At 70.3% G+C, this 15,330-nt stretch carries 15 protein-coding genes; 3 read left to right on the forward strand and 12 right to left on the reverse strand.

What is annotated here, in order from left to right:
- Positions 1–50: 50 nt before the first annotated feature.
- From U3653_RS30890 to U3653_RS30900, 3 genes are all read right to left on the reverse strand, one after another.
- Complete coding sequence (locus U3653_RS30890; RefSeq protein ID WP_195083186.1) at positions 51–929, reverse strand: sugar phosphate isomerase/epimerase family protein; 879 nt, start codon at positions 927–929, stop codon at positions 51–53.
- Positions 930–1,045: 116 nt separating this feature from the next.
- Complete coding sequence (locus tag U3653_RS30895; protein WP_323124663.1) at positions 1,046–2,644, reverse strand: Rv0497 family membrane protein; 1,599 nt, start codon at positions 2,642–2,644, stop codon at positions 1,046–1,048.
- Positions 2,641–3,672, reverse strand: coding sequence for a Ppx/GppA family phosphatase (locus U3653_RS30900; protein WP_195083187.1), 1,032 nt, complete (start codon positions 3,670–3,672; stop codon positions 2,641–2,643). The genes U3653_RS30895 and U3653_RS30900 overlap by 4 nt, the downstream gene beginning before the upstream one ends.
- Positions 3,673–3,737: 65 nt before the next feature.
- On the opposite strand from U3653_RS30900, the gene U3653_RS30905 reads away from it, so the two are divergent.
- Positions 3,738–4,610 carry a DUF3109 family protein gene (locus U3653_RS30905; RefSeq protein ID WP_323124662.1) on the forward strand — a complete coding sequence of 291 codons (873 nt, stop codon included), beginning with the start codon at positions 3,738–3,740 and terminating at the stop codon, positions 4,608–4,610.
- Between the two features lie 109 nt (positions 4,611–4,719).
- Positions 4,720–5,049: a hypothetical protein gene (locus U3653_RS30910; RefSeq protein ID WP_195083144.1), complete on the forward strand. Its 330-nt coding sequence runs from the start codon at positions 4,720–4,722 to the stop codon at positions 5,047–5,049.
- 73 nt (positions 5,050–5,122) lie between these two features.
- Here the strand turns inward: U3653_RS30910 and U3653_RS30915 are convergent, their stop codons facing one another.
- From U3653_RS30915 to U3653_RS30925, 3 genes are all read right to left on the reverse strand, one after another.
- A complete protein-coding gene (locus U3653_RS30915; RefSeq protein WP_195083145.1) occupies positions 5,123–5,812 on the reverse strand; it encodes a winged helix-turn-helix domain-containing protein in 690 nt (229 codons plus the stop codon).
- Positions 5,809–7,044 carry a sensor histidine kinase gene (locus tag U3653_RS30920; RefSeq protein ID WP_195083146.1) on the reverse strand — a complete coding sequence of 412 codons (1,236 nt, stop codon included), beginning with the start codon at positions 7,042–7,044 and terminating at the stop codon, positions 5,809–5,811. The genes U3653_RS30915 and U3653_RS30920 overlap by 4 nt, the downstream gene beginning before the upstream one ends.
- A gap of 111 nt (positions 7,045–7,155) precedes the next feature.
- Entirely contained in the window at positions 7,156–7,593 is a 438-nt protein-coding gene (locus tag U3653_RS30925) for a winged helix-turn-helix transcriptional regulator (RefSeq protein WP_323124661.1), read from the reverse strand.
- 91 nt (positions 7,594–7,684) lie between these two features.
- On the opposite strand from U3653_RS30925, the gene U3653_RS30930 reads away from it, so the two are divergent.
- Positions 7,685–8,344, forward strand: a complete 660-nt coding sequence (locus U3653_RS30930; RefSeq protein WP_195083147.1) for an NADPH-dependent F420 reductase — start codon at positions 7,685–7,687, stop codon at positions 8,342–8,344.
- A gap of 84 nt (positions 8,345–8,428) precedes the next feature.
- On the opposite strand, the gene U3653_RS30935 is transcribed toward U3653_RS30930, so the two are convergent.
- From U3653_RS30935 to U3653_RS30960, 6 genes are all read right to left on the reverse strand, one after another.
- The gene (locus tag U3653_RS30935; RefSeq protein ID WP_195083148.1) at positions 8,429–10,486 is read right to left on the reverse strand and encodes a CocE/NonD family hydrolase; all 2,058 of its coding nucleotides are present in this window, start codon (positions 10,484–10,486) and stop codon (positions 8,429–8,431) included.
- Positions 10,487–10,702: 216 nt separating this feature from the next.
- The gene (locus U3653_RS30940) at positions 10,703–11,440 is read right to left on the reverse strand and encodes a phosphoglyceromutase (RefSeq protein WP_195083149.1); all 738 of its coding nucleotides are present in this window, start codon (positions 11,438–11,440) and stop codon (positions 10,703–10,705) included.
- Positions 11,441–11,521: 81 nt separating this feature from the next.
- Positions 11,522–12,412, reverse strand: a complete 891-nt coding sequence (locus U3653_RS30945; RefSeq protein ID WP_195083150.1) for an ROK family protein — start codon at positions 12,410–12,412, stop codon at positions 11,522–11,524.
- Positions 12,413–12,479: 67 nt separating this feature from the next.
- Positions 12,480–12,983 carry a type III secretion system chaperone family protein gene (locus U3653_RS30950; RefSeq protein WP_195083151.1) on the reverse strand — a complete coding sequence of 168 codons (504 nt, stop codon included), beginning with the start codon at positions 12,981–12,983 and terminating at the stop codon, positions 12,480–12,482.
- Positions 12,980–14,425, reverse strand: coding sequence for a D-inositol-3-phosphate glycosyltransferase (mshA, locus tag U3653_RS30955; protein WP_195083152.1), 1,446 nt, complete (start codon positions 14,423–14,425; stop codon positions 12,980–12,982). The genes U3653_RS30950 and mshA overlap by 4 nt, the downstream gene beginning before the upstream one ends.
- A gap of 77 nt (positions 14,426–14,502) precedes the next feature.
- Positions 14,503–15,324, reverse strand: a complete 822-nt coding sequence (locus U3653_RS30960) for an alpha/beta fold hydrolase (RefSeq protein ID WP_195083153.1) — start codon at positions 15,322–15,324, stop codon at positions 14,503–14,505.
- Between the last annotated feature and the right edge of the window lie 6 nt (positions 15,325–15,330).

The raw sequence follows: 15,330 nt of genomic DNA on the forward strand, positions 1-15,330 counted from the left end.
ACGCACCCGGTGACCGACCACATGGCCGCATACCGGAGGAGCGACGAGCGTCACATCGGCGGCTCGGGCGAGCTGTGGCGCGCGCCCGCGGGAGTGGGCGCGGCGGCCTCGGTCAGATGCCTGCGGGCGAAGGCCAGCGTGCGATGCAACATCTCGGCCCGGTCCTTGGTGGTGCGCGCGTTCTGCGTATTGATCTCCGCGACGACCTGGCCGGTGAAACCGGTGCGGACCAGGCTCGCGCACAACTCCTCGCACGGCTGGGTGCCCTCGCCGGGAACGAGATGTTCGTCGTGCGCGGCGCCCCTGCCGTCGGCGAGGTGCAAATGGGCCAGACCCGAGCCCATCCGGGCGGCCAGCGCCAGTGGGTCGGCTCCGGCGGTGGCGGTGTGCGACAGGTCCAGGGTGTAGTGGGCGAACCCGGTGTCGGTCGGGTCGTACGACGGGCTGAAGGCGGTGAGCGCGGGACCGGGGCCGCCACGGCGCTCCAGCCTGCGCACCGCGCCTTCACGTCGGCCGAACAGCGTGTCCGCCCGCATCGGGAACATGTTCTCCACCGCAACGATCACCGGGCTGCCTTCCTCCAGCTCGGCCACCTGCTCGGCGAACCCGGCCGCGTAGCGGCGCTGCCAGCGGAACGGCGGATGCACCACCACCGTGCTCGCGCCGAGCGCTTCGGCCGTACGCACGCTGCGCGCGAGTTTGGCCACCGGATCCGAGCCCCACACCCGCTGCGAGATCAACAGGCACGGCGCGTGCAACGCGAGCACCGGAACGCCGTACCGGCGCGAGTAGGCCTGCACGGTGGCGATGCTCTGGCTGGCCGGTTCGGCCCAGACCATCAGCTCGACGCCGTCGTAGCCGAGTTCGGCGGCGTAACGGAACGCGGCCTCGGTGTTCTGCGGATACACCGAGGCGGTGGACAGGCCCACCCGGATCTGCCCCGGCCGGGACCCGCCCCCGGCGTCTTCCTGCGGTCCGGCGCCCGCGTGCGACCTCGACCCGGTCTCGTTCGCCTGCCCGATATTCACCACGCCTCGCTCCCGCCTCAGTTCGTACTGAGAAGAAAGGCCAGTGGTCCCAGCGTGACGAAGATGCCCACGACGACGGCGATCACCGTGCTGAGGATGTCGTCGGTCCTGCGCAGAATCCGCACGAGGGCCACCAGGCCGAGAATCACGATCATCGCCAGGGCCAGCGCGACCCAGGGAAGCATCTCCCACATCCGCTCGAAGCCCTTGAACAGCAGCATGCCCGCGACGGCAGCGCCGGTGCTCTGGCCGCCGAGGATCATCCACTGGCGCCGGTTCTCGTCGTCCTCCGACTTCTTGGCCGCCCTGGACCTGCGCGGCGAGGCGGCCCTGGTGACGGCGCGAGGTTCGTCGTCGAAGTCGTCGTCGTCTTCGTCCTCGTCCAGTGCGATCGGCTCGTAGACGTCGGTGACGCCGTCCAGTTCCGCGGCGGCGACGCCGGCGCGACCGCCACGGCCGTGGTGCTGCGCCGCGCCGCGTTCGGCCCGTTCGGCGCCTTCGCGCAGCAGGTCGCCGGCGACCGTCTGGCCGGACAGCAGCTGCTGATCCTGGCTGGCCAGCGACCAGGCGGCGGTCGGGAGGCCGCCGGATTCCGGCGCCGGTTCGGCCTGCGGTTTGTGCCGACGGGCCGACCAGGCAGGCAATCCGTTCTCGCCGACGCCCTCGCGACGGGCTGGTCTTCGATGCGCCTCCGGCGGCTCGGGCGGAGCCTGCCTGCCCGGCTTCGATCTCGGATCGGGCGGCGGCGCGAGGGGCAGCGGTTGCGACTCGGGGGCGAAACCGCCGGTGGACGGCGACCAGGCCGCGGTGGACGGACCCACGTCCTCGGCGGCTTCCGCGGCTTCCGCGGCCTCCGCCGCCCTGCGCCTTGCCGCGCGCCCGCCCCTGGCGCCGTTGCGCTCGGGCAAGGGCGAGCGGCCGAAGCCGGGTTCATCGAGGTCCCCGTGGCCGTTGCGGCTCGCTTCGCCGAACCCGCGGTCGGACAGCGCGTCCAGGCCGAACGATTCGGACCGGGCCTCCTGCCAGGACCGTACCTCGGTGGCCTCTTCTTCGGGTTCCTCCCGCCTGCGCCTTCGCCCCGAGCGCGGGGGCGTCTCCGGCGCCGCGGGCGGATCGGGGGCGTACGGACCGGGCGCGGCCGAGAACAGATCGGACACCGGAGTGTCCGGTGACAGCGGATCGAACGACGTGCTGTGGCGCGCGGAGGGCATCTCCCGGCCCGGCATGACGCGGCTGGAGCGCCCGGGCGGCGGATCGGCCCGCGGCGGGTCCGGCTGCGCGTAACCGGCCAGCGGGTCGTACATCGAGATCGGACCCGAAATGGGCGAATACGACGACGGATCGGGCTGCGGATCGGGCGAGTAGGAAACCGGTTCCGGCGCGGGCGGATCGAACGAGGGCGGCGCGTAGGCGGGTTCGTCCGCACCGGAATCCGGCGCCGCGTGCGCGGAGTGGCCGCCGCCGTCCCGGATGACCGGCAGGTCACCGGTCAGTTCGGCGACGGAGATGCCGCGGCCGCTGCGGCGGCGTCTGCCCCCGCCGGACGAGGCGCCGCCCTGCTGGCCGTTACGCGCCAGCAGTTCCGCGACCGACAGCTGTTTGGAGTCCTCGCTCATGACGACACCGTCCCGATCGAGCCCGGCGAAGGCGCGCCGCCGGGCGCGGGCCGACCGTCACCGGTCGCCGAGCCCGCTGAGTACGTTGCTTCGGGTCCACCATTCATATCGGTATCCAGTTTGCGCAGGATCAGCCCTTCGCGCAGCGCCCACGGGCAAATCTCCAAAGTATCGAGCGAAAGTGCCCGCATACTCGCCTCCGCGACCAGTGCGCCGGCCACCAATTGCTGTGACCGATCGGAACTTACGCCTTCCAATTCTGCACGGTCCGCCGCCGTCATCCGCGAGATGAACGCGATCAGTTGGCGCAGGCCCGAACTCGTGAGTGTACGACGCACCCGAGGGCCCGCGGCGGACGGCGCCGCTCCGGTCAGCCTGGCCAGGGATCGGAACGTCTTCGACGTGCCGACGGCGAGATCGGGCTTGCCGGGCTCGAGCAGCTTCTTCGCCGGGACCACCAGCTCGGCGTCGAGCCAGTCCCGCAACACCGCGACACGGCGCTTGCCCGGCGGGTCATCGCGCAGCCATTCCCTGGTCAACCGGCCCGCGCCCAGCTGCAAGGACAGCGCGACGTCCGGCTCCTCGTCGCCGCCGTTGGTCATCTCGAGCGAACCGCCGCCGATGTCCAGGTTGAGAATGCGCCCCGCGCTCCAGCCGTACCAGCGGCGCACCGCGAGAAAGGTCAGCCGGGCCTCGTCGACGCCGGACAGCACCCGCAGGTCGACGCCCGTCGACTCGCGCACGCGGCCGAGCACCTCCTCGGAGTTGGCCGCCTCCCGCAGCGCCGAGGTGGCGAACGGCATCAGCTCGACGCATCTGGAGGTCTCGGCGATGCTGGCGAATTCGGCCACGGTGTCGATCAGCCGTTGCGCGCCGGCCTCGGTGATGCAACCGGCGGCATCGATGTTCTCCGCGAGCCGCAAGGTGGCCTTCGTCGAACTCATCGGCAGGGGGTGACCGCCACGGTGCGCGTCCACCACGAGCAGGTGAACGGTATTGCTTCCGACATCGAGTACCCCAAGCCGCACATGAACACGGTACTGGGTGGTGCTGCACTTCAGCCCAGGCGACTGAGCTGTTAGCGTCCTCTTTTGTGACGGTAGGCGCATCACCGAGCAGCCCGACCCGGCCCCGACCAGCGGGGAAGATCGACCCAGCCCCCGAAGTCGAACCCGACTTCCCGCGCGAGTGGATCGAGTTCGTCGATCCGGCAAACGACGAGCATCTGATCGTCGCCGATCTGACCTGGCTGCTGTCGCGGTGGACGTGCGTGTTCGGCACCCCGGCCTGTCAGGGCATCCTGGCCGACCGGCCGGATGACGGCTGCTGCTCGCACGGCGCGTTCCTCTCCGACGACGACGACCGCAAACGGCTGAGCCGCGCTGTGAAGATGCTCACACCCGAGGACTGGCAGCTGCGCGGCGAGGCGACCAACGCGCAGGGCAAGGTCACCAAGAGCGGCTATCTGGAACTCGACGAACTGGACGACGAGCCGGCGCTGCGCACGCGCCGGTTCGACGGCGCGTGCATCTTCCTCAACCGTCCCGGCTTCGCGGGCGGCATCGGCTGCGCCCTGCACTCCATGGCGCTGCGGCGCGGCATCGAGCCGCTGGAGGTGAAGCCGGACGTGTGCTGGCAGCTGCCGATCCGCCGCACCCAGGACTGGGTGGACCGGCCCGACGGCGTGCAGATCCTGCGCACCGTGATCACCGAGTACGACCGCCGCGGCTGGGGACCGGGCGGCGCGGACCTGGACTGGTACTGCTCGGGCTCCCCCGACGCCCATGTCGGCGCCAAGCCGGTGTGGCAGTCCTACGCCCCCGAGCTGACCGAACTGATCGGCGCGCCCGCCTACGCCGAGCTGGCCAGGCACTGCAAGCGCCGCGAGGGTCTCGGCCTGATCGCCGTGCACCCGGCGACGGTGCACGCCGATCGGATGCGCGATACCGCCGATCCGTTCGCCTGATCGTTTGCCGACCGAGCGCTCGATCGGGTGGCCTCCGGCGGTGCGCTCGCTCGGGCGGTTCACCCCGTCGCCATGCGAGCTTCACCCGGATCGGGTTTGATGTGCCGTTATGTCCAAGAAAGTTCTCGCCGCGGCGACCATCGCACTGGGCGCCGCCCTCTCGCTCACCGGAGTAGCCCACGCCGAGCCGAACGGCGATCCGCACAAGTTCTTCGACTTCACCACGGAGTTCGTGTCGGCCACCGATCCGGCCGCGGTCAACGCCAAGGCCGCGGGCAAGCTGCTGATCGCCAGCCCCTACGGCACCTCGCACACCATCGCCTGCCGCGGCACCAGCACCGCGGACCTCTACGACTGCATGCAGGAAGACGATCTGGGCTGGATCACCCTGCAGAAGACCGAGACCCCCCTCGGCACCACCTGGATCTACCTGCCCTGAGCGACCACGAACGGCAACGGCCGAGAGCACCGCAGTGCTCTCGGCCGTTTCGTGTTCTCGCCTCGCGGGCCGCTCATGCCTCCAGTTTGTAGCCGAGGCCGCGCACGGTGACCAGATGTTCCGGCTTGGCCGGATCCGCTTCGATCTTCGAGCGCAGCCGCTTGACGTGCACGTCAAGGGTCTTGGTGTCGCCGACGTAGTCGGCGCCCCACACGCGGTCGATCAGCTGACCTCGGGTGAGCACCCGCCCGGAATTGCGCAGCAGGTATTCGAGCAGGTCGAACTCCTTGAGCGGCAAGGTGACCGGCTTGCCGTTCACCATCACGGTGTGCCGGTCGACGTCCATCCGGACCGGGCCCGCTTCCAGCACGCCGCTCTCGGTGGAGCCCTCGGGTTCGTCGCCCGCCCCGCGGCGCAGCACGGCGCGGATGCGCGCGATGAGCTCGCGGGCGGAATACGGCTTGGTGACGTAGTCGTCGGCGCCGAGCTCGAGGCCGACCACCTTGTCGATCTCGCTGTCGCGCGCGGTGACCATGATCACCGGCACCCCGCTGCGGGTGCGCAACTGCTTGCACACGTCGGTGCCGCTCATGCCGGGCAGCATCAGGTCGAGCAGGACGATGTCCGCACCGGACCGGTCGAACTCGGCGAGCGCGGACGGCCCGTCACCGACGACGGTGACCTCGAAACCCTCCTTGCGCAGCAGGAACGCGAGCGGATCGGCCAGCGACTCCTCATCCTCGACGATCAGAACACTCGTCATCTGCGTGCCTCCACACCATTCGGTCGGCCCGGTCCGGTGGGACGCGGGCTTGTTTCTATCGTGCTCACCACGGCGCCGTCGTTGTCGTCGTCGGCGCCTGCTTCGTGGTGGGCGGGTATGCGCAAGGTGAACGTCGATCCGGTGCCCAACTTGCTCCACAGGGTGATTTCCCCGTTGTGGTTGGCGGCCACGTGTTTGACGATAGCCAGACCCAGACCGGTACCGCCCGTCTGGCGCGAACGCGCCTTGTCGGACCGGAAGAACCGTTCGAACACCCGCTCCTGGTCCTCCTTGGCGATGCCGATGCCGCGATCGGTGACCGCCATCGCCACGTGATCGCCGCGCAGGGATCGGCTCACCGACACGTGGGAGCCGGGCGGCGAGTAGGCGATCGCGTTCTCCACCAGGTTGGACAGAGCGGTGACCAGCAAGGTCTCGTCGCCGAGCACCTCGAGCCCGCTCGGGCGGTCGGTGCTGACCGTGATCCCGGCGGCTTCGGCGGCGGTGCGGGAACGGTCGACCGCCTGGGTCACCACGGTGTCCACGTCCACCACCTCGAGTTCGGGCAGCTTCTCGGCGCCCTGCAGGCGGGAGAGCGCGATGAGCTCGGTCACCATCTTGCCGAGACGGCGCGATTCGCCGAGCACGCGCTGACCGAAGTGCCGCACGGCCTCGGGGTCGTCTGCGGACTCCAGCAGGGCTTCGGCCAGCAGGCTCATGGCGCCGACCGGGGTCTTGAGTTCATGGCTGACGTTGGCCACGAAGTCGCGCCGGGTGGCCTCCATGCGCGCCTGTTCGGAATCGTCGTCGGCGAACAGCACGGTGAAGGTGGTCTCCTCGCGCGACAGCTGCCTGGCGACGCCGCGCACCGCGATGCGGCCACGGCCGGGGACCGGATTCTTGGCGGTGAGGTCGAACTCCGCGGATTCCCCGGTGGCGAGCACCTTCTCCACGGCGGCCCAGGCGCGCTCGTCGAGCAGGCGGTTGCGGACCAGGCCGAGTTCCTCGGCGCGCGGATTGACCAGCACGACGTCGCGGTACTCGTCGACGACCGCGATCCCGCTCTCGGAGGCGAGCACGATCAGGTCGAGAACCTGGGACATGGTGAGACCGGACTCGGCCTGCCTGCGCGCGGCCTGCCTGGCATTCACATACGGGATCAATAGCCCGCCGACTGCCAGGCCGACGACAGCCGCCAAGATGGCCAGCAGCACGGCCTGGGGAACACTCACACTTGAATCGTACGGTCGCCGACCCGTCGCCCGACGCGGGGTACACGAAGTTTCGCGCAGGTCATAGGCCCTTCCGGCGCCGTTAGCCGCATGTTTACGCGCTGTTCGACGTCAGGTATCCGCCCCGTATCCACCGGCCGGTCGGTTCACTTCGTCCTCGGCTGCGGCCAGCGCCTCGTTCACCGCCGCGCCGTGCTTGTCCACCCACTCGCCGAGGGCGTAGATCGGGATCAACAGATCAACGCCCGCCTCGGTCAGCTCGTATTCCACCCGTGGCGGGGCCTCGGCGTACCGGTGACGGCGCACCAGCGCCATCCGCTCCATTCGGCGCAGCGTTTGCGTCAGCATCTTCTGACTGATCCCGCCGATCGCCGTGCGCAGCTCGCCCGGACGCATGGGTCCCTCGCGCAGCAGATAGACGAGCACCGGTAGCCAGGAGTTGCCGAAGATGTCCACGCCCATGCGGGCCGGGCAGTCGGATTCGAAGTCGCCGTACGACGCGAAGTCCACCCGCTCGGAGCCGACCGGGTCGATGGGTGCTGCGCTCACGCCTCCAGCTTGCCAGCGCCGTTGCGCACCTCAGGGTGCCTTTCGCAGTCCCTAGCGTCGGCGGCGCACACCTTTCGAGTCAGGAGTTCGGATGCGAATCGGAATCATCGGCGCGGGCGCGATGGCGCGGGCACTCGGCGGCGGCTGGAGCGTGGCGGGGCACGAAGTGCTCATCGGCGCGCGGTCCGGCAGTGCCGCGGCGGAATCGGCGGCCTCGATCGGTGGGCGGGCCGGAAGTATCGCCGACGCGGCGGGTTTCGGCGACGTCGTGCTGCTCGCGTTACCCGTGCCCGCGCTGCCGGAAGTGCTGCACGCGGTCGCGGATCTACTGGCCGGACGCACGGTGATCGACTGCACCAACGCCTTCACCCCGGACGCGGCGGCCCCTGAGGGGGCCACCGGCTTCGTGCTCGCCGAAGACGCTGTGGCGGAACGGATCGCGGCGCTGGCGCCGGAGGCGCACGTGGTGAAGGCGTTCAACCTGTGCGCCGCCGAGGTATGGCAGGCCGACGCGCGCGTCTTCGACGGCCGCCGCTTGGCGGTGCCGCTATGCGGCGACGACGAGGCCGCGCTGCGAGCGGTCGCCACGCTCGCCGAAGACCTGGGATCGCGAGCGTTCCCGGCGGGCGGCCTGCACCGGGCCCGGTATCTGGAGGCTCTGTCGGTGTTCACCGTCGGCCTCTGGTTCGCCGGGCACGATGCCCGCGCGATGTTCCCGCCCTTGGCGGCCGCCTTCGCCGTCGCCGACTGACCGGGCCGGAGCGTGCACCCGCACCCATACCCCGCAGCGTCACGCATGATGCGCGCGGGTGCACGCTCGGACCCCGCCCCGGATCTACCAGCCCGGATTGCCACCGACCGGCACGTTGACGAAGCTCGGACGGCCGGGGTCCAGCTCCACATGCTGTGGCCGCATGCCGGTGTCGATCAGCATCGGCAGGATCGGCAGGCCCTTGGGGAAGTTGCCGGCGTACACGTCGACGCGCAGCCGGTGCCCGGGTTGCAGGATCGCCTCGGTGGCGGGCAGCGCGATGTCCAGCGTGGTCACCTCGCCCGGGACGGTCGGCTGCCGCTGCTCCAGCGAGGTGAACGGCCGGGGATCGGTGTAGTCGCCGTTGGCCGACTTGCTGCTGTTCGCCTCATCGATCGCCCGCAGCGAGGCCATGAGCTGCCCCGACGACAGCACGCTCGACTGCCCGTCCGGCGCGACGTCGTTCACCGTGACCACCCAGTACCCGTCGGCGGCGTCCTGGACGGTGTTGAGCCGCACCGCGATTCGCCCCGAGATCGTGGTCGGCTCGGCGACCGGGGCGCTGGTGAAGGTCAGGCCGTTGAGTTCCTCGACCCTGGAGTCCTTCGCGCACCCGTCGATGACCGACAGCACACCGGCGGTGCCCTGGGCGGCGTCGTTGGAGCACAGGCTGGTCAGGCCGGGCGCGACGGTCAGGCGCGCCGGCTCGCCGGTGCCCGCGGCGTCGAGCGAACCGTCGTACAAGCTGTTCGCGGTACCGCTGGACGCGGCGGACAGATACATCCTGCGATGCACCGCCTGCCCCGAATCCGCGGCGGCGGTCGGCGCGGCGAACGATTCGGTGGTGATCCAGCCGCCGCCCTGCTGGCGCAGCGTGATCGGGCCGTACTGCTCGATGCCGTTGTCGACGTCCTTGAGCCACCGGTCGAACCAGGCGCGCTGCAGCACGTCCAGCCGCGGCGGCAGGCCCGGCTTGCCGTACTCGTTGCCCGAGTTGAGGTGATAGGTGTTGCCCATCAGCAGCTGCTTGTGGCCCGGCGGCAGCGGGATCTCGTTGTAGATCTTGGATTCGGAGTAGGTGAACAGGTCGTGCCAGCCGCCGGTGACGAAGGTCGGCGTCCGGATGTCGCTGGGATCACCGAGCCAGTCCTGGCGCGGGCCGGAACCGTCGGTCAGCAACTCCTTGGCGCGCGGGTCGAGATCTTCGATGCGCGCGGTGGTGTAAACGTTGAGCAGCACGTCCATGAAGGTCAACGGGTCGCGGGCGCGGTCGGCCAGCCACGTGGTGTCCAGCTGTCCGTTGAGCACCGAGGCCAGATCGGGGATCAACTTGAGGCCGTTGATCGCGGTCAGCCACAGCGGGATGAAGTTGAAGCCGAATCCGCCGCCCGGCGCGAGCACGTCGTTGACCAGATCGCTGCCGGGCACCACGGGGAAGATCGCCTGCAAGGCGGGCGGGCGCTTCTCGGCGACCTGCACCTGGTTGATCCCGGAGTAGGAAATGCCGTTCATGCCGACGCGTCCGTTGGACCACGGCTGGCGCGACGCCCAGTCGATCACCTCGACCGTGTCCTGCTGCTCACGTCCGCGCAGCATGTCCCAGACGCCCTGGGAGAAACCGGTGCCGCGCACGTCGACGACCACCTGCGTGTAGCCGCTCTTGATCAGCTGCCGGTCGACGGTGAAGTTGCGCAGTTCGCCGCCGCCGAACGCCTTGGTCAGATCGGTGACGCCGGACAGCGGGGTGCCGCTCATGTCGATCTGCCGGAAGAATTCGATCAGCGCGTCGGACAGCCCCGGGATCGACTGCGCGTGATCGGCCAGGTTCGACACCAGCTTGGTGTACGGGGTCAGGTTGACGATCGTCGGCGTGGGGGTGTCGATGGGGCGGCCGGAGACGTCGGCGGGCCGGTAGACGTTGCCCTTCAGGACCGTTCCGTCGCTCATCGTGATGGGGACGTCCCACTGGATGTTGATGTTCGGGTACTGCTGTGGACCATCCTGGGTGGCCGTCCAGGCCGCTCCCGCAGCGCCGCCGTCAGGGCCGGTCGGCGGCGCGACGGCATCGGCGCCGCCGGCTGACAAGGGGACGAGCATCGTGGCGGCAACCGCCGCAACCGTGGCCCGCAACGCGTTCTTCATCGGACGTGATCCACCTCTCGGCTGGTCGAACGACCAGAGTGTACCGACTTACTTGCCGGTAAAAACAGTGGGTAACTTAAACCGCCGACGTCGCGTCGCGGAGGGACCGGCAGCGCTCCGGCGTGTCGCACGGCAACGCACGCCTACCGCCCATCGAAACGACGACGCGCTGCCACCCGATCCGGGTGACAGCGCGTCGGTACTGCGTGATGCGGACTATTTGCCGCCCTGACCGGCGACGGCGGCGGCGCCCGCGGCGGCCGCCTCGGGGTCGAGGTACTCGTGCGGGCGCACCGGGCGGAGGTTCTCGTCCAGCTCGTACCGCAGCGGGATGCCGGTGGGGATGTTCAGGCCCGCGATGTCCTCGTCGGAGATCTGGTCGAGGTGCTTGACCAGCGCGCGCAGCGAGTTGCCGTGCGCGGCGACCAGCACGGTCTTGCCGGACAGCAGGTCCTTGGAGATGGTCGACTCCCAGTACGGCACCATCCGGTTGACCACGTCGAGCAGGCACTCGGTCTTCGGCACGTCGATGCCCGCGTAGCGCGCGTCGCCTTCCTGGCTGTACTCGTTGGCCGGGTCGATCGGCGGCGGCGGGGTGTCGTAGCTGCGGCGCCAGAGCATGAACTGCTCGTCGCCGTACTTCTCCCGGATCTGCGCCTTGTTCTTGCCCTGCAGCTCGCCGTAGTGGCGCTCGTTGAGCCGCCAGTCCCGGATCACCGGGATCCAGTGCCGGTCGGCGGCGTCCAGCGCGATGTTGGCGGTGGAGATCGCGCGACGCAACAGCGAGGTGTAGACGACGTCCGGCAGGATGCCGTGCTCGGCCAGCAACTCCCCGGCACGCTTGCCCTCGGCGATGCCCTTGTCGGTCAGATGCACGTCCACCCAGCCGGTGAACAGGTTCAGGGCGTTCCATTCGCTTTCGCCGTGGCGCAGCAGCACGAGGGTGTACGTCATGCGGCCATCCTCCCATGTGCGCTCGCGGCGGTCGCATCGGTTCCCGTCCGCCCGTCGCTGCGCCCGCGGGAAAGCGCCATGTCAGGCGAGTTCTTCCGCGGCGAGCACGCCCGCGCCCGCCAGCGTCGCCCCGTGACTGATCGCGGAGAGTTCCACACGCAGTCCGCGCAGGAATCTCAGCCCGGCGTGCGCGTGCACGGCGGCGCGCAGCGGATCCCACAGCGGCGCACCGGATTGCGCGAAACCGCCGCCGATCACCACCCGGTCGACGTCGAGCAGGGCGGCGGCCGAGGCGATCGCTGCGCCGAGCGCGGTGCCCGCCCGGCGCAGCGCGGCGACGGCGATCTCGTCGCCCGCGTGCGCGTCCGCGGCCAGCCGTGCCCCCGTGGTGCCCGACCAGCCCTGCTCGCGCGCCCACCGCACCGACGACATGCCGCTCGCGACCGCCTCGACGCAGCCGCGGCCGCCGCAGCCGCACGGCGTGTCCCAGTCGGGCACGACGATGTGCCCGACGTGCCCGGCGTTTCCGGTGCGCCCGAGCAGCACCTTCCCGTCCGCCACGATTCCGCCGCCGACTCCCGACGACACCGTCATGGCCAGAGCGTCGGACACCCCGCGCAGCGCGCCCATGCGGTGCTCGGCCAGCGCCAGGCAGGCGCCGTCGATCGCGAAACGAATGGCGGCGGCGGGAAACAGCTCCCGCACGGCGGCCACGATGGGGAAGCCCGCTCTCCACTCGGGAATGTTCAACGGACCCGTGACGCCGGTGCGCACATCCACCGGCCCGGCCGCGCCGATCCCCACCGCGCCGACGGGCTCCGCCCCCGCGACCGCGAGCAGCAGTTCGCGACAGACGTCCCACACTCCCGCGCCGGGTACGTCCACCCGGCGCACGTCGCGCACCTCGGCGCCGGGGCCGACCACCCCGGCCGCGAACTTCGTCGCGCCGATGTCCAGAGCGAGAATCGCCATGCCGTCCCTTCGCCGAACCGAACCACCCGCGATTGTCACCCGGCGGGCCGGACCCGGCGACGACCGGCTACGGCTTGTCGGCGGAATCGACCAGATGCTCGAAGGCGCGCAGGTTCTGCAGCGACTCGCCCCGTGAGACGCGCCACTTCCATTCGCGCCGAATGGATTCCGCGAAGCCGAGTTCCAGCAGCACGTTGAAGTCGGCGTCGACGGCCTCGAGCACCTGCCCGAACACCCGGTCCAGTTCGTCGGCGGTGACGGCGTGCCCGGACATGCGGCCGACCAGATAGATGTCGCCGACCCGGTCGAGGGTGTACGCGACGGCATAAAGCCTGCGGTTGCGGCGCAGCAGGAACTTGTACACGCCTTCGAAGTTCTCGTCGGGCTTGCGGCAGACGAACGCTTCGAAGCGAACCCCGTGCTTGCCCACCGTCACCATCACGGTGGTCTTGAGCTTGCGTTCGCCGGGCAGGACGACGACGAAGGTCTCCTCCCCCGGCCGGGTGTATTCGATCTCCCGATCCCGCAGCGTCTCGTCGATCAGTCGCGCGGTCGTCTGCACCTCGTTCATCGGCGTACTCCCATCCGGCGCCGCCACAGCGCCCGCGATCTCGCCTGACTGTTCTCACCGAGCAGGGCGGCCGTCCGCTCGCCGGCCAGGCCGGTGCGGTCGGCGGACACCCGGTCGTACGCATCCTCCCGCACATCGCTGTGCGCCAAGCCGCGACCGCCGAAGACCGCCCGCTCGTCCCGGAAACCGGCCATGGCCGCGGCGTAGCTGGCCAGCAGTCCGTCGGCGGTGTGCGCCCAGGAGAAATTGGCCGCGTGCGTGACGGCCCGCTCACCCATCCGGTGCAGCCGGTCCGGGTCGTCGAGCAGGTAGCGCAGGGCGTCGGCCCAATCGGCGGTGCGGTGGCCGGGGACGAGCAGCCCGGACACCTCGTGCCGCACGGCCGTGCCGAGACCACCCACGTCGGCGGCCAGCACCGGCGTGCCGCTGGCCTGCGCCTCGATCGCGACCAAGCCGAAGGACTCGTTGTAGCTGGGCACCGCGACCAGGTCGGCGGCGCGGTAGACCAGCACCAGCCGCTGCGGCGGCTGCGGAGGCAGGAAGCTGACCCGCTCGGCGATGCCGAGTTCGGCGGCCAGATCGATCAGCGCGTCGGGCCGCTCCAGCCCGCTGCCGGACGGACCGCCGACGATCAGCACGCGCAGTTTTCGTTCCGGGTCGGCGCGCAAGACCTCGGCCGCGGCGCGCACCAGCACATCGGGCGCCTTCAACGGCTGGATGCGGCCGACGAACGCGACGATCCGCTCATCGGCGGCCAACCCGAGCTCGGCGCGGGCGGCGGCCTTGTCACCGGGGCGGTAGCGGGCCAGGTCGGCGCCGGGCGGCACGACGTCGATGCGCTCGGCGTCGGCGCCATAGAGTTCGACCAGTTGGCGGGCCTCCTCGGCGGTGTTGGCGACCAGCCGGTCGGATTCGGCGATCACCTGCTTCTCGCCGATCTCGCGGGTCGCCGGTTCCGGACAGTCGCCTTCGGCCAGCGCGGCGTTCTTCACCGCCGCCAGGGTGTGCGCGGTGTGCACCAGCGGCACCCGCCACCGATCCCTGGTCAACCAGCCGACCTGGCCGGACAACCAGTAGTGCGAGTGCACCAGGTCGTAGTGGCCCGGCAGGTGCCTGGCCTCCTGACGCAGCACCTCCGCGGTGAACGGGCACAGCTGGGTGGGCAGATCGTGCTTGTCGAGCCCCTCGAACGGGCCCGCCACCACGTTGCGCACCAGCACGCCGGGCGCGGCCTCCTGGACGGGCGGAACGTTCGACGCGGTGGCCCTGGTGAAGATCTCCACCTCGGTGCCGCGGCGAGCCAGCTCGACGGCCGTCTGCAGGACATAGACGTTCATGCCGCCCGCGTCGCCGGTACCGGGCTGAGCGAGTGGTGAGGTGTGCACCGATAACACGGCGATACGGTTCGGCCGTAGGTCCAGGCGCTGACTCACACTATCCATAGTGCACGTTGCGTTCCCCGGCCCAGACACGCTATCCGCGGCAAGTGAGAGCTATCACAGAGCAGACATGATTCCGATCACAAGCTCTCGATGAACGCGCTCACCTCCGCGACGAACCGCGCGCGGTCCTCGATGAACAAGCCGTGCTGGGCGCCCTCCCAGAACGACATCCGCGCGTTCGGCGCCGCCTCCGCGATGTAGCGGCCGTTGTCGACGGGGACGACCCTGTCGGCCGTCCCGTGCAGGACGAGCACCGGAACGTCCAGCGTGCGGAGGGTCTCGGTGTTGTCGACGGTCCGGTAGAACAGCGCTTTGCGCACCGCGGGCGGGGTCGCGAGACTGGCTCCGAACAAGCGTTGGGCATCGGGCCCCTTGTCCGTGCCGGGTCCGGTGTTGGCGTTGCCGAACACACCGAAGGCGCGCACCGCCCGCCCCGCGCTCTCCTCGAAGACGCCGGGAATCGCCTCCTGCATCATGCTGCCCGTGGCCGCGCCGGGCACGCCGGGGCCGATGTTCGCCATCGAGCCGGTGTAGACGACGCCCGCCACGGCACCGGTGCCGTAGGCGGTCAGATAGTCCGACAGCACGATCCCGCCGTAGGACCAGCCCAGCAGCACCGCGCCGGACTCGATGTCTTCGGCCGCCAGCACCGCCGCGACGTCGGCGGCCCAGTTCTTCGGATCGTCGTAGCCCGCCGCGGGCATGTCGGAGTAACCGTGGCCGCGCAGGTCGACGGCGATCACCCGGAAGAGCGCGGCGAGGTCGTCGGCGGCGCCGCCCCAGCAGCGCAGGTTCGCCGACCAGCCGTGCAGCAGCACCAGTGGCCTGCCCTGCGCCGGACCACTCACCCGGTAGACGATGTTCGTTCCGTCCGCGCTCACCACGTCCCGTATAGCCATGCACCG

This window comes from Nocardia implantans (assembly GCF_035544775.1).
GTDB lineage: Bacteria > Actinomycetota > Actinomycetes > Mycobacteriales > Mycobacteriaceae > Nocardia > Nocardia implantans.

Coding starts and splice junctions, on each gene's coding strand:
- U3653_RS30895 (WP_323124663.1), bottom strand. CDS start 2,644: ATGAGCGAGGACTCCAAACAGCTGTCGGTCGCGGAACTGCTGGCGCGT.
- U3653_RS30910 (WP_195083144.1), top strand. CDS start 4,720: ATGTCCAAGAAAGTTCTCGCCGCGGCGACCATCGCACTGGGCGCCGCC.
- U3653_RS30915 (WP_195083145.1), bottom strand. CDS start 5,812: ATGACGAGTGTTCTGATCGTCGAGGATGAGGAGTCGCTGGCCGATCCG.
- U3653_RS30930 (WP_195083147.1), top strand. CDS start 7,685: ATGCGAATCGGAATCATCGGCGCGGGCGCGATGGCGCGGGCACTCGGC.
- U3653_RS30935 (WP_195083148.1), bottom strand. CDS start 10,486: ATGAAGAACGCGTTGCGGGCCACGGTTGCGGCGGTTGCCGCCACGATG.
- U3653_RS30940 (WP_195083149.1), bottom strand. CDS start 11,440: ATGACGTACACCCTCGTGCTGCTGCGCCACGGCGAAAGCGAATGGAAC.
- U3653_RS30945 (WP_195083150.1), bottom strand. CDS start 12,412: ATGGCGATTCTCGCTCTGGACATCGGCGCGACGAAGTTCGCGGCCGGG.
- U3653_RS30950 (WP_195083151.1), bottom strand. CDS start 12,983: ATGAACGAGGTGCAGACGACCGCGCGACTGATCGACGAGACGCTGCGG.
- mshA (WP_195083152.1), bottom strand. CDS start 14,425: ATGGATAGTGTGAGTCAGCGCCTGGACCTACGGCCGAACCGTATCGCC.
- U3653_RS30960 (WP_195083153.1), bottom strand. CDS start 15,324: ATGGCTATACGGGACGTGGTGAGCGCGGACGGAACGAACATCGTCTAC.